The sequence below is a fragment of the Roseofilum capinflatum BLCC-M114 genome (assembly GCF_030068505.1).
Lineage (GTDB): Bacteria > Cyanobacteriota > Cyanobacteriia > Cyanobacteriales > Desertifilaceae > Roseofilum > Roseofilum capinflatum.
In genome coordinates, this window is the sequence record NZ_JAQOSO010000102.1 from 84,974 (window position 1) to 102,387 (window position 17,414).

The 17,414-nt window shown below is 47.7% G+C and carries 17 protein-coding genes; 5 read left to right on the forward strand and 12 right to left on the reverse strand.

Features of this window, described 5'->3' with window-relative positions; all coding sequences use genetic code 11:
- The first annotated feature begins 93 nt into the window (after positions 1-93).
- Positions 94-870 carry an enoyl-ACP reductase FabI gene (fabI, locus tag PMG25_RS19945; protein WP_347178886.1) on the forward strand — a complete coding sequence of 259 codons (777 nt, stop codon included), beginning with the start codon at positions 94-96 and terminating at the stop codon, positions 868-870.
- A 35-nt stretch (positions 871-905) separates the two neighbouring features.
- On the opposite strand, the gene PMG25_RS19950 is transcribed toward fabI, so the two are convergent.
- From PMG25_RS19950 to PMG25_RS19980, 7 genes are all read right to left on the reverse strand, one after another.
- Entirely contained in the window at positions 906-1,064 is a 159-nt protein-coding gene (locus PMG25_RS19950) for a DUF6760 family protein (protein ID WP_347178887.1), read from the reverse strand.
- The gene (locus PMG25_RS19955; RefSeq protein ID WP_283768652.1) at positions 1,052-1,381 is read right to left on the reverse strand and encodes a hypothetical protein; all 330 of its coding nucleotides are present in this window, start codon (positions 1,379-1,381) and stop codon (positions 1,052-1,054) included. The genes PMG25_RS19950 and PMG25_RS19955 overlap by 13 nt, the downstream gene beginning before the upstream one ends.
- Entirely contained in the window at positions 1,374-1,679 is a 306-nt protein-coding gene (locus PMG25_RS19960; RefSeq protein WP_283768653.1) for a hypothetical protein, read from the reverse strand. Before PMG25_RS19960 ends, PMG25_RS19955 begins: the two co-directional genes overlap by 8 nt.
- Before the next feature lie 190 nt (positions 1,680-1,869).
- A complete protein-coding gene (locus PMG25_RS19965; RefSeq protein ID WP_283768654.1) occupies positions 1,870-2,388 on the reverse strand; it encodes a phage tail protein in 519 nt (172 codons plus the stop codon).
- Positions 2,389-2,480: 92 nt separating this feature from the next.
- Positions 2,481-2,981 (reverse strand): phage tail protein, encoded by a 501-nt coding sequence (locus PMG25_RS19970; RefSeq protein ID WP_283768655.1) that lies wholly within the window; start codon positions 2,979-2,981, stop codon positions 2,481-2,483.
- A gap of 393 nt (positions 2,982-3,374) precedes the next feature.
- On the reverse strand, positions 3,375-3,875 hold the full coding sequence (locus PMG25_RS19975) for a phage tail protein (RefSeq protein WP_283768656.1): 501 nt from the start codon (positions 3,873-3,875) through the stop codon (positions 3,375-3,377).
- Positions 3,876-4,104: 229 nt separating this feature from the next.
- Positions 4,105-5,811 (reverse strand): phage tail sheath family protein, encoded by a 1,707-nt coding sequence (locus tag PMG25_RS19980; RefSeq protein WP_283768657.1) that lies wholly within the window; start codon positions 5,809-5,811, stop codon positions 4,105-4,107.
- Positions 5,812-6,186: 375 nt separating this feature from the next.
- On the opposite strand from PMG25_RS19980, the gene PMG25_RS19985 reads away from it, so the two are divergent.
- The 4 genes from PMG25_RS19985 (at position 6,187) to PMG25_RS20000 (ending at position 11,725) form a co-directional block, all read left to right on the forward strand.
- Entirely contained in the window at positions 6,187-7,491 is a 1,305-nt protein-coding gene (locus PMG25_RS19985; protein WP_283768658.1) for a Pvc16 family protein, read from the forward strand.
- A 112-nt stretch (positions 7,492-7,603) separates the two neighbouring features.
- Entirely contained in the window at positions 7,604-9,604 is a 2,001-nt protein-coding gene (locus PMG25_RS19990; protein ID WP_283768659.1) for an ATP-binding protein, read from the forward strand.
- 398 nt (positions 9,605-10,002) lie between these two features.
- Complete coding sequence (locus PMG25_RS19995) at positions 10,003-11,070, forward strand: hypothetical protein (RefSeq protein WP_283768660.1); 1,068 nt, start codon at positions 10,003-10,005, stop codon at positions 11,068-11,070.
- A gap of 82 nt (positions 11,071-11,152) precedes the next feature.
- The gene (locus PMG25_RS20000) at positions 11,153-11,725 is read left to right on the forward strand and encodes a TIGR04376 family protein (RefSeq protein WP_283768661.1); all 573 of its coding nucleotides are present in this window, start codon (positions 11,153-11,155) and stop codon (positions 11,723-11,725) included.
- A 14-nt stretch (positions 11,726-11,739) separates the two neighbouring features.
- Here the strand turns inward: PMG25_RS20000 and PMG25_RS20005 are convergent, their stop codons facing one another.
- From PMG25_RS20005 to PMG25_RS20025, 5 genes are all read right to left on the reverse strand, one after another.
- Positions 11,740-14,091, reverse strand: a complete 2,352-nt coding sequence (locus tag PMG25_RS20005; protein WP_283768662.1) for a phosphodiester glycosidase family protein — start codon at positions 14,089-14,091, stop codon at positions 11,740-11,742.
- A 104-nt stretch (positions 14,092-14,195) separates the two neighbouring features.
- Positions 14,196-15,254, reverse strand: coding sequence for a GNAT family N-acetyltransferase (locus tag PMG25_RS20010; RefSeq protein WP_283768663.1), 1,059 nt, complete (start codon positions 15,252-15,254; stop codon positions 14,196-14,198).
- Between the two features lie 21 nt (positions 15,255-15,275).
- Positions 15,276-15,695, reverse strand: a complete 420-nt coding sequence (locus tag PMG25_RS20015) for a retroviral-like aspartic protease family protein (protein WP_283768664.1) — start codon at positions 15,693-15,695, stop codon at positions 15,276-15,278.
- Positions 15,696-15,889: 194 nt separating this feature from the next.
- The gene (locus PMG25_RS20020; protein ID WP_283768665.1) at positions 15,890-16,657 is read right to left on the reverse strand and encodes a PEP-CTERM sorting domain-containing protein; all 768 of its coding nucleotides are present in this window, start codon (positions 16,655-16,657) and stop codon (positions 15,890-15,892) included.
- Between the two features lie 314 nt (positions 16,658-16,971).
- Complete coding sequence (locus PMG25_RS20025) at positions 16,972-17,409, reverse strand: endonuclease domain-containing protein (RefSeq protein WP_430540980.1); 438 nt, start codon at positions 17,407-17,409, stop codon at positions 16,972-16,974.
- Between the last annotated feature and the right edge of the window lie 5 nt (positions 17,410-17,414).

The following is a 17,414-nucleotide window of genomic DNA, read 5'->3' on the forward strand; positions in this document are numbered from 1 at the left end:
AGTCTGTATGAGATGATGCCAATAGACCCAAAAGAGTGTACGATGACCTCTTTTGGGATATCTCAGCTAGATTCTATTGACGATCAAACCATCATGCTCAATTTAACTGGAAAAAACGCGCTCATTTTAGGGGTTGCCAATAACCGCTCCATCGCTTGGGGAATTACCCAACAACTCCATCAAGCGGGGGCTAACTTAGGAATTACCTATTTACCGGACGAAAAAGACCGCTACCGCAAAAAAGTCCAAGATTTAGTTTCTCCCCTCAATCCCAGTCTATTTCTGCCCTGTGATGTGCAAAATGACGATCAGGTGGCCGAGATGTTCGAGACGGTGAAAAAAGAATGGGGCCATCTGGATATTCTGGTTCATTCTTTGGCCTTTGCGGGTAAAGATGAACTCACGGGAGACTTTAGCGATACGACGCGCTCTGGGTTTCTGAAAGCAATGGAAATTAGCACCTATTCTTTAACTCAGTTGTGCGCTCAAGCCAAGACTTGCATGGCTGAAGGGGGTTCTATTGTTACCCTGAGCTATTTGGGAGGGGTAAAGGTGATTCCCAATTACAATGTCATGGGTATAGCCAAATCGGGTTTGGAAATGAGTGTGCGCTATTTGGCTGCTGAGTTGGGGCCAAAAAATATTCGCGTCAATGCTATTTCTTCTGGGCCCATTCGCACGTTAGCTTCTTCAGCCGTGGGGGGTATTTTGGATATGATTAAGCATGTGGAAGAAATTGCTCCCCTACGACGGACTGTGACGCAAACGGAAGTGGGAAATACGGCTGCTTTTCTCTGTAGTGACCTGGCTAGTGGGATTACGGGACAGGTGATCTATGTGGATGCTGGATATGAAATTATGGGCATGTGATGGGAGTGAATCGGTCAAAAATGAGGAGCGCAATTTTATTCGGGATTTAACATCCCGGCAATTTGTACGACCCATTGCTGACGTTCCTGATGGTCGAGGGCTAAAATTTCTGCCCTAGACCAGTGAAAATGAAAGGCGATAAAGGCTACCTCCCGATACAACTGGGGTAGGGGGTAGCCGGTTACTCCCCCGATAGGACTAATTCAGCTTCTGCTGGGTTAATGGTGTTGTATAAATCGAGCAGGTAATCTAAATCGACGAGAAATAGGTTTTCTAAGGCTTCTGGCGTTACGGATGTGAGTGTACCGAGCTTCTCTATGGTGCGCGAGAGCATGACGAGAGTGCGATAATCTGGGTAGTCGGAGAGGTTCGGGTGGCGATCGCCCATTATTTCATCTTGTCCTGTCGCTAAACGGATCGCCCCTTCTCGATGCAAATTTCCTTGCTCATCCACCAACCCTTTCGGTAAGACAAAGCTAAACCCCATGAAATCATCCCTTTCTTCAGTCATTCTCTACCGGTTCCAACTCATTAATCTGACGATAAAAATCCTGAAGATAACTTAAATCCACAGCAAACATATTTTCTACCACAGCCGGGGAAATTTCCTGCAACGTCCCCAACTGAATAATCACCCGCGCCAAAATGATCACCGTCGCATAAGCTGGATTATCCATCACCCTCGGATCGCGCATCGGGATAATCTCATCCATCGCACGAGATAAGCGCATCTTTCCCTGACGGTGTAGATTACCTTCAGAGTCTAAATAGCCTTTCGGCAACGTAAAATCAAACTCAGTTTGCAGCATAGAGTCCTTTGAATTGATCGGTATATAGACCTGATTTTGCCCTCATCCCCCAGAAAATCCAGTCCCTCTCCCCTGGGAGAGGGATATAGGGAGAGGGCGCGATCGCCTATAAAATCACTTGAGTCTGTTTAATTCTTATAACGCTTCAACACTCATCATTGTTAATTGTTAATTGTTAATTGTTAATTGCCTACGGGGGCGAAACCCGCTTAAACACCTCACAAGCCATTTCCAACTCTTCGCAAGCGAGTTCTGAACTCGAAGCCGTGTTATCCGTGACACTATAGCTAATCGGCCAAGCATTTTCAAACTGAAACAGAGCGCCAATCTCTCCATTTTGGCGATAAACGGCGATCGACCCACTGCGGCGCTGCCTAGACCAATTTCCTTGTTGTACTGCATTCAGCCAATTCCAAAGGGTTTCTGAGCTACTTAATCCGCGTCTAAGGCTAATATTATCTACCGTTTTTTTCGCACCAGGCAGTTTAGAGGTATACAATCTGCCTCGCTTGGCTTTGCCCCAAGGTTCGGGAAAAATTTCTGTAAATTCTACTACTTCTTGAGCAACCTTAAATCCTTTACACTCCATAAATAGTCCATCTACCCCATCCTTTGAGCCATCTAACAGCAATTCCACGTAAAACCGGCAGGCCGTCAGAATTTCAGGGTACTTCAGTCTATTCTTAAAAGCATCTTTACTTTGTGCCATTTCTGTTTAAGCTTACGATCCATAAGATACTGGCAATGAAACCCATAAGACAAGGTATTAAAATACCCTGTCTTTTTTGTCATCTTTTGTAATTATACTGTTGGCACTGGTGCAATCTGTGTTCCTTCCGTCGGGACTTTTCTAATTCCAGTATGGCTAATTTCTATCGTTTCCTTAAATAAATCACTGCTGTCAGCGCCGGCTTGAGTTGTCGTATATTTAGCAGGAATAGCATCCATAATATTATACCTTGCGCCTTCCTTCCCATCCTGCTTATACATAATCAAAGAAGCATCGCCAACTTCTTGTACAGCAGTAGTTGTACCCCCAGTCATGGATGAGGGATGGGAGCTGGTATACCAGTTAATGAGCGCATCATTTTCTACTGTTGTGACAAACTCTAAGGTCATATTCTCATAGCTTACATGAGAAGGGGTAATCTGGGTTCCAGCGGCCACATTTTTGCCAGCATAAATGGCTTGTCCTTCGGCTGCGGGTTCAATGCTCATGGAAATGCCACTGACTTTTTGTAATTGTAGGGTGGTAATGCCTTTCAATTCAAAATAAAACCGGGCTTGGGTTAAATATTCCATAGTTGAATATCCTCTTTAGATAGTTAGGAGAAACGGAAAAAGGTACAGAGGTTAAGTTTCTAGTGCCTTGATGCAGCTCATTGGGTACTTTAGATGTTGGGTAATGCCCTCTCCCTATATCCCTCTCCCGTGGGAGAGGGACTTCTGCTCCCCTTCTCCTGCGGGAGAAGGGGCTGGGGGATGAGGGGCAGCCATTACATAATTCATTTAGGTTTGCTATAGCAAGTCCATTTGAGTTGTGAAATAGAAAAAGCCCTCTCCCTAAATCCCTCTCCCACGGGAGAGGGACTTTTCCCCTTCTCCTGCGGGAGAAGGGGGTAGGGGGATGAGGGGCAGCCATTACATAATTCATTTAGGTTTGCTATATTGCATCATTTTAGATGAAACCATCCACTAAGCTGCTTGTGACATGGCGACAACTTTGGTGATTCTCTCAGCCACAAACTCATAGGTTTCCATGACCAATTCCCCGGAAGTCGCATCGACATCAGAAACTGAATACTTTTTAATCCAAGCTCGGTCTAGATTCCATCGTAGAACTTCCTTATTACTAGGATCGTAGACAACCAGCGAACCGGATTTACGACTATTGGCCCAATTGCCACCGCCCCCTTCTTCTTTGGGCATGACTTCTATAAACCAGTCAAATAATCGCCGTGCTGCGCCTTGGGTATCATCATTGACATAAACTTCAATGGTCATGGAGGGGTTGGTTTCATAACCGGCGATCGTGGTATGTCTGGCTCCACCTTTTCTACCACTGTGAATGGGTTTGTCTCCACCGGTTACTTTACCTTCATAGGTTAGAGCTGCCATACTTTTGACTTCTAATTCTTCTAAGCCTTCAAAGTTTAGGTAAAATCGGTTGGCTGTCGTTGTATAAACGGGAGGCATGGTGTCACTGTCCTTTTACTGATATGTTTAGGAATTTGAATGCATGTATAGCATTTTCAAATGAGATGCCCTCTCCCTAAATCCCTCTCCCACGGGAGAGGGACTTTATTCACCCCTTCTCCCTTCGACTTCGCTCCCTTCGGCTACGCTCCCTTCGACTTCGCTCAGGGCAAGCAGGGCAAGCAGGGCAGCGCCTGCGGGAGAAGGGGTTGGGGGATGAGGGGGGGGATCAACCTTCGCCTTCAGCCGTCCACTGACTGATGCGGAAGATGACAAATTCAGCCGGTCGCACGGGAGCAATACCGACTTCTACATACAATCGACCGAGCATCATACTTTGGGGGGTATTGATATCGGCATCACATTTGACATAGAAGGCTTGCTCGGCACTTCCGCCCATCAATGCGCCCGATCGCCACAAATCGGTTAAGAAGCTGGTAATCGTCCGTTTAACCCGTTGCCACAAGTCCTCATCATTGGGTTCAAACACGACCCATTGCATTCCATTCTCGATGGATTTCTCGATGTAGCTCATCAAGCGGCGAACGTTGATATAGCGCCATTGAATATTATCCGGCTCAACCAAAGTTCTGGCTCCCCAAACCCGAATGCCTCGGCTGGGGAAGGGACGGATACAGTTAATTCCGGCCGGGTTGAGCAGTTCCTGTTCTCGGAAATTACAATCGTAGGCTAAACCCATCACCCCTCTGGGCACTTCGTTGGCGGGGGCTTTATACACGCCTCGCGTTTCATCGGTGCGAGACCAAACCCCGGCCATATAGCCACTGGGAGGAATAGCCACCGGGCGACCAGCATTTCTGGGATTGGGAACCCGAATCCAGGGATAATAGAGGGCGGCAAACTGGGAGCGGCGATTAAATTCTTCCCGCAGCCAACGACTGATTTCTTGGGGTTTTACCCGGTCTGGGGGGGGATCGAGAATCACCATCCGGTTGGGAGCATTGGGAATATCGCCATCGGCTGCGCCTTCACAGAGGCTGACCATGACATCCATGATGCCGTGGAGTTGGTCAATATTGATCAGTCCCGCTTCGTAGACTTTCATCAGATCGGGGCAAGCCATGATCGTCACTTCGTCAATCTCGAAGAGTCCGCGAACCCCGGTGCGGTCATCTCTTACCCCTTCGATGTGTTGGGAGAAGCGATCGGGGGGAGGCATCACCAGGGGAGGACTGATTTCATACACTCCATTACTGGGTCGCCGGGCAAGGGGCGAGCCAGTAATGGACAGGTCTACTGCCGCGATATATTCCGATTCTTCTAAGGCTGTCACTACATAATTGGCCACAGAAGTCTCGATTTGGGGATTCATGGTCAAGTTTTCAAACCGTTCGAGTTCTTCATCTCCTTGGGCGACGACTACGGTGAAAAATTCCCCGGTATTGGCGGTGATGGTTGTGCTAGAAGCTTCTGACTCTTCCGGTGGCGGTTTGGGTTCTCCGTCCATAATTTGTACCCGAACGGAGCGATCCACGGGGACAAGGCTAGAGACATTCTCGCCTGTGGTGGTTATATCGGAACCGGGACGGATGGAAAACTTGAGGGAGGGTCGATTTCCCCGGTTCGTAATGCTGGTTCCGGTTTCGGTGGCTTCGGGTTCTGGGGAACCGGGTAAGCGCGTGCCGATGCTGACGATCCAGCAACGGCCGCCGCCATTGAGGAACCATCCATAGACGCTTAAGGGGAGATAGGCTCCAAAGTCGGTAAACCCATCGGAGTTGGGTCGGCCAAAGTATTGTAGATATTGATCCCAGGTGGTGACCAACATGGGTTTAAAGGGTTCTGCGCCCCCTCGGATGTCTTCGGTAAAACCGACGAAGCCTCCCACAGCAGTCGGAACCCCTTCTATGGGACGACTGCCGCGATTGACTTCTTCGATATAAACACCGGGAGCGTAATAATCAAGTCTCGCCATAATGGATTCCTTCCGAATACCAAGTTACTGTGGAGATTTCCGGTTAAGAGATGACTTTATCCAAAAACGGAGATCAAAATCAAAAAAAATAGGGAGTTTTTCCTAAATAACTCTTGACCACGATAACTGCAACGATACAATAACGGAATTCTAAATGGCTAGTTCTTTAAGAGATTTTTTTGAAGGTTTACTTTTTTTAACTCTTCTTAATAATTGATAACAATTGAGTAAAAATATCCATAAAAAAGGATAAAACTTAATCCATAGATCGATGACCGATCCTAGGCTAAGATAGCGGCTAAGACCCCATGAGTTATTCTGGGGCAGAGTTTAACTCCGGAATGGCTAGAGAATTGAAGCGAGTGAGTGAATTGAATGGCTAATTATTTAGCGATCGCCACGGCCACAGCGACCATGCAGCGCATTATTCAACAAGCGATACAAACGGATGTGGATGGTTCTAGGGTAACTACGGTGCGCCCGGATGGTGCGGGGGGCGGTATCCCAGAGACTGGGGTTAATCTTTATTTATACCACATCAAACGCAATCCGGCTCTAACAAATCAAGATACTCCCAACTTTCAAAGACGGGGGGATATGGTTAAGCGCAGGCAAGCCGCCCTAGATTTATTTTACGTGATTTCTTGTTATGGGAATGATGCAGAATTAGAACCGCAACGACTTTTAGGGTGTGTGGCTCGTGCGCTAGAAGACCAATTGGTTTTTACACCGCAAATGATTCAGGAAACGATTAACGATCCGACGTTTGACTACTTAGAAGGGTCGGATTTAGCTGACCAAATTGAACAAATTCGGGCGGAATTCATCTCTGTTTCTACGGATGAACTCTCGAAAATTTGGTCGGTCTTTTTCCAGACTCCCCATGCTTTATCGGTGGTCTATAAAATTAGTGTGATTCTGATTGAAAGCGATGTATCGGCTAAATCTGCACTACCAGTGCGCGATCGCCGCATGATCGGCGGCCCCTTCCCCAAACAACCCATGGTCGATCAAGTCGTCAATACCACGGGCAAATATATGCCGATTTTAGCCAACAGTACCCTCCGTATTCGCGGACGATTCCTTTCCCATTCCGTCACCCAAGTGCGGATCAATCAAGCGGAAGTGACTCCGCAAATTATCAACGACACCGAATTAAGTCTTCCCCTGCGTCTGGTTCCCAATAGCCATTTGCGGGCCGGAGTTCAGTCCCTGCAAGTGATTCATCCCCAACTTCCCTCCCTTCCCTCTCAAAATGGTCGCTCTCGTCCCCGTCGCAGTGCCACGACTGAACCCATTCAAAAAGTGGAATCTAATGTTTTTCCGTTTGTGATCCGGCCGAGTTTTCTGGGTTATGAACTGGTAGACATAGAAGGAACGGAAGAAGACCGACGCTTGGGTAAAGTGATTATTCGCACTAACCTCACCATTGGGCCGGGTCAGCGAGTAGTGCTGATGCTGAATGAATATTCTAGCGAAAGTGCGATCGCCTATCTCTTCAACAGTACCCCCATTCGCGACAATACCCGCACCCCAATCATTCCCATCAGCAACGTACAACCTGGAGACTATTTTGTTCGCATTCAAGTTGACGGTGCAGAGAGCTTATTAGATGTGGATCTCGATCCCAATAGTCCCACCTATGAACAATATATCGGCCCCATTCTCACCTTGGAATGATTTCATACAGCGCTTTCTTCTCTGGTTGTGGGAATGGGGAGACGGGGAAGACATTCCCTATTCCCTATTCCCCATTCCCTATTCCCTATTACCGCGCGAAGCGCTATAAACCGTGACTGATTTATTCAACACCACCTGGCAAAACGAAAATCAACAGGCTTTAATCCAAGCGTTGGCACAACTGCAAACCAGGATTTCGGACTTCGTCCGACATGAAAATGACAAAATGAGTAAGGAATCTTCTACTAGGGAGGTCGTCACAGAGGAAGGTGAATCCATTCCCGATCTAGAGGAGTCTGAGTTTGCCCTGGATCAGTTGTGCAGTACGTTTAATCTTTCCAGTTTTGAACGGGATATTTTACTCTTGTGTGCGGGTGCAGAGTTAGATGAACAGTTTTTAGAATGGTTGAGCCACTTACAAGGAACGGGGCAGAAATCTTACCCGACGTTTGGGTTGGCGCTGAAACTGTTGGATCGCCCCCATTGGAGCGCCTTAACTCCGGAATCTCCCTTACGGTATTGGCGCTTAATTGAATTGGGAGCGGGGCCGTCGTTTACCCTCAGTCCCCTAAGAATTGATGAGAGTATTCTGCATTATTTGGCGGGAATAAAAACCCAACCGTTGCAGCTTGAAGCGTTGATCCGATCGCTGGAAATATCTGTATCCTTAATGGAACATGACCATGAGTTGATCCAAACGTTGGTGGATACCTGGGTGGGTGCGGCTAATGGGCAGGAGTTTCCCTTGGTACAATTATGTGGGGAAGATAGTCAGAGTAAACAGGCGATCGCCGCTACCGCATTTTCCAGCCTCAATTTAACCCTCCATCATCTCGATCCGGCTCAACTTCCCTCTAGTCCTCATGATGTCCATCAACTGCTGAGATTATGGCATCGGGAAGCCTTTCTGAAAGGGTATGCGCTGTTGATTAACTGCGATCGCCTGTCCACTCCCCTGAACCAAAACCTCGCCCTAATCAAGCTTATTCAAGAGATTAGCACGCCGGTGATTCTGACGAGTGGCGATCGCCTCTCCATCCCCAACCGCTCCATCATTAACCTCGAAGTCCACAAACCCACCCTCAGCCAACAATCCCAATATTGGCAAACTCACCTCGACTCTTGGGGTATCGAACTTAACGGCCAAGTGCAAACCCTAATCTCCCAATTCAACCTCACCAGTACCCAAATTCAAACCATCTGCGCCCATACCCTCAGTAAACACCGCAGCCAACCCCCCGAAATCATTACCCGTGAACTCTGGAGCGCCTGTCGCCACCAAGCCCGCCCCCGCATGGACGACCTAGCCCAACGCATCGAAGTCCAAGCCACCTGGGAAGATCTGGTACTTCCAGATACGCAAACGCAAACCCTAAAAACCATGGCCGCTCACCTGCGCCAACGGGCAAAAGTCTATGAAAATTGGGGCTTTCGGCGCAAAAGTGGACGCGGTTTAGGCATCAGTGCCCTATTTTCTGGCCCCAGTGGAACCGGGAAAACCACAGCAGCCGAAGTGCTTGCAAATACCCTAAAATTAGACTTATATAAAATTGACCTCAGTTCCGTGGTTAGTAAATACATTGGCGAAACCGAAAAAAACCTGCGCCGCGTGTTTGATGCGGCAGAAAGTGGGGGAACCATACTATTATTTGATGAAGCTGATGCTCTGTTTGGAAAACGTTCAGAAGTCAAAGATTCCCACGATCGCCACGCGAATATTGAAGTCAGCTATCTGTTGCAACGGATGGAAGCTTATCAAGGTCTCGCTATTCTCACCACTAACCTCAAAGGAGCCTTAGATAATGCCTTCATGCGACGCATCCGGTTTATTGTCCCCTTTAACTTTCCTGATATCAAACAACGGGCAGAAATTTGGCGCAGAATCTTCCCCCCAGAAACGCCGACTCAAGATCTCGATATGAACAAATTAGGAAAACTGAGTATTTCCGGGGGAAATATCCGTAATATTGCCCTGAATGCTGCATTTTTAGCCGCAGAAGAGGATGAACCGGTACAAATGAAACATATTTTGCAGGCAGCCAAAAGTGAATATGTGAAACTGGAAAAACCTTTGCTCGATAGTGAAGTGAAAGGATGGATCGCTAAACCTTAGCCTGTTATCATGACCTTCAAGAGAACCTATTACCCATTACCTATTACCGCGCGAAGCGCTGTAGAGTCTGTTGGCGTTGTTGAAAAAATTTTTTGTTACTCTTTCCGGATTCAGAAGACCAACTTAGGGATAGTGGTATGGTAGATGCACCCTGATGATTCCCCTTGGCTCCCCTGCTAAGGGGGTTTTTTTTGCAGCAAATGGGGATGCAGGGGGAGGGAGATGGGGAGAATGGGATCTGTGATTTGTATTTTTTAATTGAGATTGGCATCATGTTAAAGTGAGGGCAGAAAATCATTGCTACCCATCGAGCCAAGACATTGAACGAACCCCCTGCTATGGATCAGGATGTTTACAAACGCGATAACGAGTCTGATTTGAATTCGGATTCTATCCATATGGCTTCTTGGTCAATGGAACAAGAAGTCAATGGGTTGATGGATGATTTGTTTGAAGATATTGACCGCGTGTTAGATCGCGGTGGCGCTCTGCCGAAGGAACCGGTGCAACCGGAATCGGTTTCTCTCGAACCTCTGGATATTCCTTCGATGAAGTTACCCCAGGCGATCGCCGAAAATCTGGCTCAGATCTCCCCAGAATTGGCCAGTTTAACCCGTATGCCTCCAACCGAGAATCAGATGAATACCTTGACGACGGTAGAGGAGAATCCTATCAGTCCTCCTGCGGAGGAAACCTCGGAGATAGAATGGGCAGATTTGCCAGAGCATTCAGATCCAACGGTATTCGAGCAGGAAGAGGTGCTTCCGACTCCTGCTGCTGCTCCGACGGTTCAACCTTGGTGGGATCGTTTGCTGTTAGTTGGGTTGGGGGCGGCGATCGCTCTTCCCCTGGGTTGGTGGATCTCCAGCAGCCAGACTGGGCAAGGGCTACGCCAACAGTGGGCCCAGTTATTGCCCTCTGGCCAACCGACTCCGGAACCCATGGTTCCGGTTGATGTGCCCTCCACTGCTTTAGCGGATGAGGAGTTTGCCAATTATATGCAGCGCTCTTTGAAGTTGAAGGATCAGTTAAGCCAAAATCAGGAGGCTGAACCAGAGAGTGCCTCTGAGCCACAATTACCAGAGAGCATTCCATCCCCTCCGACTCAGGTTTTGGAGCGGGTATATATTCCCGTGTATCAACCGACTCCTGCTCCTGTGCCTTCTCCAGAGGTGGCAGCACCATCACCGAGTCCGACTGATGATGGAGTTTCGCCTTCTCCTTCACCGTCACCGGTTCCGCCTAATGTGACGAATAATCCTGAAGGCAATTTGATGCTGACGGGAATTCTAGAATTAGGCGATCGCTCGGCAGCTTTATTTGAGATTGATGGCATGTCTCGCCGGTTTCAGGTGGGGGAAATGATTGGTTCAAGTGGATGGATGTTGGTGGATATTGTCAATCAAGAGGCGATCGTTCGGCGTAATGGCGAAGTGCGATCGGTGTTTGTCGGTCAGAAGTTTTGAGAGTTACTCGATTGTTGGTGAAGGAAGCCCCTAAAACGGGTTTACGATCATATCAGCCATATCAGCAGAGGAGGATAAAACGGTGGGTATTTTTGATGATGTCAATCGCTTTTTAGAAGATCGTTTGGATGAGTTTCTTCGGAATCATCCCCAATTGGAGTTATCAATTTTAGAAGATCAACTCCACGAGCAACAGGAAGATACCCTGCGCCTAATTGTGGATTTACAGCGTCAGGAAAAACAAGCCCAAGAAGAAATTATGGCAACGGCTCAGGAAATTCAGCGTTGGCATGGTTGGGTACAAAAGGCGAGGGATAAAGGGCGGATGGATTTAGCTCAGGCAGCCGAAGAACGGGAAAATGCTCTGTTGCACAAAGGGAATCAGTTATGGGGAAAAATGCAAGGCTGTAAACAGAGAATTGTGAAGGCGAAGGAGTTATATCAGGAGATTAAGAAGCGTAAGGAAGAGGTTCACGCTAGGGTGATGAAAATGGAGGCGCAAGCAAGTGCGAGTGAAAAAACAACCAGTTCTCCTCCGGGTTGGAATCAGGGTTATACTCGCATTGGTAGTAGTCCCGATCCTTTGGAAGAGGAATTTCGCCGTTGGGAAGCGGATCAGGAATTACAAGATTTGAAAGATCAGATGAAGAAATAATTAATAATTAACAATTAGGTGCTGAAAAGGCCTAAGCCGTTATGCACTCTAGCGGCGGTGGATGGGGGACGGTTAATCATTTGCCCGCCCAACATTAAACTGGTGGAACTGCCCCCATCTAAATTTAAGGCGTGAATGGCTCCGAGTTTCTGCATCAGTTGGGCGGTTTCGGTTAAGCTGGCTCCTAATCCTCCGATGCGGTTATGGATGGTGACGAGCATAAATTTACCGGAGTTCGTGATGCCGAAAACGCTGCGAATGGCTGATTGTTGGGCGAAGGCACGGCTAAATCCTTCTGATTCAGCATCGACGACAATTTGTTGATTTTTGATCAGTAAGGGGCCGCCGCCGATAATATGGGGAAAGGTGTTAAAGTTAGCTGGGTTGGTGTTACTTTCTAGGGTTACGGTTGTGCCGGGGGTGAGGCTGGCTTGGGCGCTGGAGAGCGATCGCAACACCAATAAGTATCCTGTATCGGGAATATCTGTTTCTTCCGCAATTTCTACATGGCGAGTCACTTGGTTATTCTCAACAACGATGATAATTTCTCCTGCTGTTAAGGGGGTGTAAGTCTTGCCCCACTGGGAAGTAAAGCGAGAAATTCCGCCTTTAACATAGCCACTATTGAGAACGACTAAGGGAAAGCGTGCCCCGGTTGATGTGGTAATTGCTTCTTCTAATATGAGGCGGTCAATGGCATAATTGCCCTGATTATCCCAGGCGATCGCTCCCCGATTCAAGATGGGGCCAGAATACCAGGTTCCCTGCCAACGAATCGCACCCAAGGGTAATCGATTATTGCGGTTAAAAAAGCCTGCATTAATGGCCGCTAATGTTTGACACAATTCCCCCATTTTTAATAACGGAGTTGTGCCTTCCATGGTATGGGCATACGTCCAAATCGGCTCTAAATTGAGTTTCGGAGTTGTATTTGGAGACAGGGTTAAGGAGGTAACTGGAAATTGATGGGAACCTAATGTGATGTACTCTTCTTTCCAGCGCAGTCCCGGCAACCAGATAATATTACGATCGCGGGGAATATCGGGGCGAATTTCCAGAATTAAGGTATAGGGACGGGTTTGGGTAATGGCTTTTACGGAGAGTCCGGGGGGCAGGTTGCCTTGAATTAACAGATGCTGAGGATCGGCGGTAAGGGTGGGGCGTAAGGGTTGGGAGGTATCAGCAACCACTTCCCCTTCGTTGACTTCTTCGGAGGAGGGGCGATCGCGCCAGCGATGCGGAGCATTATCGCTCTCTGGGGTAACCGTTGCAGGATTTTGATAGTCGTCTAAAAGGGTTTGGGTAATCGCTGCATTCAGGGTCACTTGCCAATCAAAGGTATCTTGGCTCAGTTGATAGGCAGTGGGTTGGGTGAGGTTAAGTTTCAGACGTAAACCGATCGCCTGTTCGCCGTTCAAAATCGGTTCCGTGTGTATCCCAGTCACATTCGTCATCGGCTTGGTCATCACCAACGTATCCCCGTTAATACCGAGGGTAAACGACTGCTGTTTTCGCCAGTCGGTAATCTCCAGATGACGATAATGATGATGGCGTTGTGCGGGCAGGGGAATGGGGGGAGAGTACCATTGAATCGGTTGTTGGCTGGGGTTCTCCGTATTCATTAGGTCAATTCCCATACCCTGAATCAACCCAGCATCGGCGATCGCCGTTCGCACCGATAAACCATCACTCCATTGATTCCAGGTGGCAGCACGGGTTTTGCCATTAATGGAAATTCGGCTTCCCTCCCGAATCGGGCCAACCGGCAACACTTCTAAGAGGTAATCTGAGGGAATCGGTTCAACCTTACCCAACAGCACTAAAGACTGATAGAAAAATGCCGCCACTTCTGCGCGGGTTGCGTCCCGGTTGGGGTGGAAAACCCTCAGATCGGGATAGTTCACCACCAGGTTAGCGCGGGTGGCTAAGTGCAGGGCCTCCCGTCCATATTGGGGCACACTAGAGGCATCCTGATAAATCTCCTCCAGGGGAGCGATGGGTTGGGTTTGATCGACGAGGGTATGCACCCGCAACCCACTGACCAAAGAGACGATAATCTGAATCCGGGTAATATTAGATTGGGGGCCAAATCGACGACCGGGAAACCCTGAGATAAAGTTGGTCTCGTAAGCCCAAATGATGGCTGGAGTCGCCCAAAAATTGGCTCCAACATCGATAAACGGCGTGTAGGGTCTTTTTTTGGGTTGTTGTAGGGCAGCTTGCAGAATAACGGCATATTCAGCGCGAGTCATGGAGCGATCAGGGCGAAATGTCCCGTCAGGGAATCCATTGACAATGCGGCGATCGCGCAATGCTTGGATAAAAGGAAAAGCCCAGTGATTGAGGGTGTCGGGAAAGGAAGACATCTTGCAATTACAAATTAAAACTTTTTTGCGAAGCGGGTCAGTTCATGCCTGTAGGAAAGCCCTTACTCATTGTCATACATCATATTCTATAGCGTTTATGGGTTTTAAGAGTGATTTAGGGGGAGCATTGAGGGTAACTGACTGGCAACAGTTTCCGGTTTGTATACAGGTTTCCCGTTGGGATCGAAAATAAGATGGCCTTGGGAGTCTCGTTCCGGTTCGCAAAAGAGATAGCGACCTTCGCGATCTTGTTTCAAGGTTACTTGTCCCTGATTCATGTCATAAACGGGAGGGCGATATTGAGGAATACCTTGATATTCAACGATTTGTCCTCGATCGCCGAGTAAAAGGGGACAGGTGACTAATTCTCCGGAGCGATCGAATACCCAAGCTTGGGTTTGCGGATCTTGCACGGGTGTGGGATAAACCGGGAGTCCTTGGGTTGTTGTTAACAGTTCCCCGGCTTCATTTCGTAAGGGTTTGAGAAAAACAGGTTTTCCTTCAGCGTTGGTAACGAGTTCCTGGGTTTGCGGATCTCGGAGGGGAAGGGCATCGAATTCGGGGATACTGACCGGATTTTGCTTCGGATGGGGCGGATGGAGGCTGGGTAATTCCTCATCGGGAGAGAGATTAAAGTGACAGGTGTACTGAACGGCAGTGCGGGTAAAGCCACAGCGTTCTAGGAGAGCTTGCAGTCCTTTGCGATCGGCTCCTACTTGCACATCTAGATCGCTTACTTTTAGGTCTTTGGCTTGTTGAATTCCCGCTTCAATCAGTTGTTTAATAGCCTTGGGTTTGCGATGTCTGGGATGGATATAGAAGGCTAAAGCTGTACCGACGCGACGGGGTTCGTGGATGCGATTTTCTAGGTAGCGAGTTGCGAGTTCTTCCGGCAGATCGGGAGGGGGTGCTTCGTCTTGTGCGTAGACAAAAAGATAGCCGACTATGGCGCTGTAGTTCGGTACTTTGGGTTCGGTATGTTCCAGGAGCCAAAAGTAGTGTAACGGTTTGGCAATTCGGTCAGAAATATAGTTTTCAAAGTTGAAGTCAGGTTTGAGAGTCCGCGTAGGGTCAATGTCCGCTCTTTCTTGGCTAAAGGCTGCCATGAGAGGGGCAATTTTTGCAGTATCTTCTGGGGTAGCTAGGCGACAAGTGTAAGTCATGGTTTTGTCTGGGTAGATGGGTTACAAAATCGTTAAATAGGTTTCTGTGGGACTAATGGGTAAGGTTTTTAGGGTTTGATTATTTAAGTCTATTTCTAGTCCTAATAATTCCAAGGGAACAACCCCTAAGAGGGGGTCTCGACCTCCGGGTAATGCTAGACATTCAAAGGTTCCTTGGCGATCGCCGATTGAGAGGGTCGCATCGCGGTAAATCCCAGCTTTGCCAATTCCCATGGCTGTGGCAACATCGACTTCTCGCAGGAGTTTGAGTCCGAGTTGGGCGATCGCCTCTTCTGGCAAGCATAAGGTTGTCGCTCCAGTATCGACGAGTACATTTTTCAGGGTAATTGACCGGATTTGAGCTTCAGCAATTACTCCAGCTTCTGCTAAAATTTCGTCGGCGCGATTAGTGACGGTGAGGTTGGTAAATACTTTTCCCATTGTATTGTGATTAATCGAGTTGATTAGGGTTAACTCTTTTTATTTTACACTCTGTTTTTGTAAAGGTACAAAATATTACAATAATTTCAGATTTTTAGAGGCGATCGCCCCCAATAAAGAAACCGGGTTTCTGCGATAATTTTTGGCTCTCAACCAAAATCTTGATTGAGAAACCCGGTTTCTCGGCTCTCTCTTTAAACGTCTTTACGCTTGCGAGAACCTATCGCTTTTAATCCCAAAAGTCCCAGAAAGGCGAGAGTTCCAACAGTCCCCGGTTCAGGGACGGGTTGGGGAGTGGAGTCCGCTAGAACTTCCACTTGGTAGCTGACGCTCCGTCTGTAGTTTTCAGGATTGAACACTTCTGGGATATCGATACCCAACCTTAATCCTTGAGTGGCTCCAGGATTAAAGATATTGCTGTCTGGTTTGACATCAATGGTGAAGGACTCATTCACGGTGGTGTACTGGAGTGCTTGAACAGAGGAAGGATTGAAAAAGGGATAGTTCTCGTCTTCAAAATCCCAGATGATGGGATTAAAAGGCGAATAGCTGAAGTCAGTCATGGAGTAAACCCAGTTTTGAGTATCTGGATTAACGTTCCACTGGTAATGTTGGGCTAATCTTGACTTGTGATAAGACCACCGTTGTTGACTGCTTTGTATTGTAGTAATCCAACCACTTGGTGCTATCTTTTTAAAACTACATACAGGTAAAGGCAGATTTCCTCTAAAACCCATACATGCATTAGTCCAAGTCACATATTCTGCCCCTACGATTTCTAATGCAGAAACAGATATACCTGATGATTGTGCAATTTGATTGAGTACATTATCAATCAAATCTTCTGGGGGGTTGAAATCTGGTGAAGATGGATATTTATAGATCCAAGCTTGCGCTGGGGAGGCAATACCGAGGATGGTATTGCCAAAAAGAAGGATGGATAGGGTTTTGATGATGTTCATGGGATGATTCCTCAAGGTTAAAGGTTGATGGGGAAAGGGGGGAGAATGTTTCTGATCTAGCCCCCCTTATTAAGGGGGGTTGGGGGGATCAAATGCCAGGAAACTCACTAATATCATCTCTATTAAGGATATTCCTGAGTAGAGATTATTGAAGGTTTTTCCCTTCGCTGTTAACGGTTAGATCCCCCCCTGCCCCCCTTAACAAGGGGGGAGATTTTTTCCTATATAGCCCCCCTTATTAAGGGGGGTTGGGGGGATCAAATGCCAGGAAACTCACTAATATCATCTCTATTAAGGATATTCCTGAGTAGAGATTATTGAAGGTTTTTCCCTTCGCTGTTAGCGGTTAGATCCCCCCCTGCCCCCCTTAACAAGGGGGGAGATTGAGAAACAAAACTTAGTAGCTGGGTGCAGACTCCTTCAAAGTTAGTTAACACTTGTTCGTTGGTAAATCGGATGACGGTTAAGCCATATCCTTGCAAGATTTGAGTTCGTTCGGCATCGGACGCTTTACCTTGTTCAGTGTAATGACTATCTCCATCAACTTCGATGACGAGTTTTAAGGACGCGCAATAAAAATCAACGATGAAATTGTCAATGGGGCGCTGTCGTAAAAATCGCCGGGGAAAGGTTCGCAAGAATGTCCAGAGTTGCCGTTCTGCGGGAGTTGGATTTTGCCGCATTTGTTTGGCAATGGACGTGATTTTTGGGTTGTATGGTAAGTGGCAGTTGTTCGGTTTGAAGGTCACAATCTCCC

Coding starts and splice junctions, on each gene's coding strand:
- fabI (WP_347178886.1), top strand. CDS start 94: ATGCTCAATTTAACTGGAAAAAACGCGCTCATTTTAGGGGTTGCCAAT.
- PMG25_RS19955 (WP_283768652.1), bottom strand. CDS start 1,381: ATGACTGAAGAAAGGGATGATTTCATGGGGTTTAGCTTTGTCTTACCG.
- PMG25_RS19960 (WP_283768653.1), bottom strand. CDS start 1,679: ATGCTGCAAACTGAGTTTGATTTTACGTTGCCGAAAGGCTATTTAGAC.
- PMG25_RS19965 (WP_283768654.1), bottom strand. CDS start 2,388: ATGGCACAAAGTAAAGATGCTTTTAAGAATAGACTGAAGTACCCTGAA.
- PMG25_RS19970 (WP_283768655.1), bottom strand. CDS start 2,981: ATGGAATATTTAACCCAAGCCCGGTTTTATTTTGAATTGAAAGGCATT.
- PMG25_RS19975 (WP_283768656.1), bottom strand. CDS start 3,875: ATGCCTCCCGTTTATACAACGACAGCCAACCGATTTTACCTAAACTTT.
- PMG25_RS19980 (WP_283768657.1), bottom strand. CDS start 5,811: ATGGCGAGACTTGATTATTACGCTCCCGGTGTTTATATCGAAGAAGTC.
- PMG25_RS19985 (WP_283768658.1), top strand. CDS start 6,187: ATGGCTAATTATTTAGCGATCGCCACGGCCACAGCGACCATGCAGCGC.
- PMG25_RS19995 (WP_283768660.1), top strand. CDS start 10,003: ATGGCTTCTTGGTCAATGGAACAAGAAGTCAATGGGTTGATGGATGAT.
- PMG25_RS20005 (WP_283768662.1), bottom strand. CDS start 14,091: ATGTCTTCCTTTCCCGACACCCTCAATCACTGGGCTTTTCCTTTTATC.
- PMG25_RS20010 (WP_283768663.1), bottom strand. CDS start 15,254: ATGACTTACACTTGTCGCCTAGCTACCCCAGAAGATACTGCAAAAATT.
- PMG25_RS20015 (WP_283768664.1), bottom strand. CDS start 15,695: ATGGGAAAAGTATTTACCAACCTCACCGTCACTAATCGCGCCGACGAA.
- PMG25_RS20020 (WP_283768665.1), bottom strand. CDS start 16,657: ATGAACATCATCAAAACCCTATCCATCCTTCTTTTTGGCAATACCATC.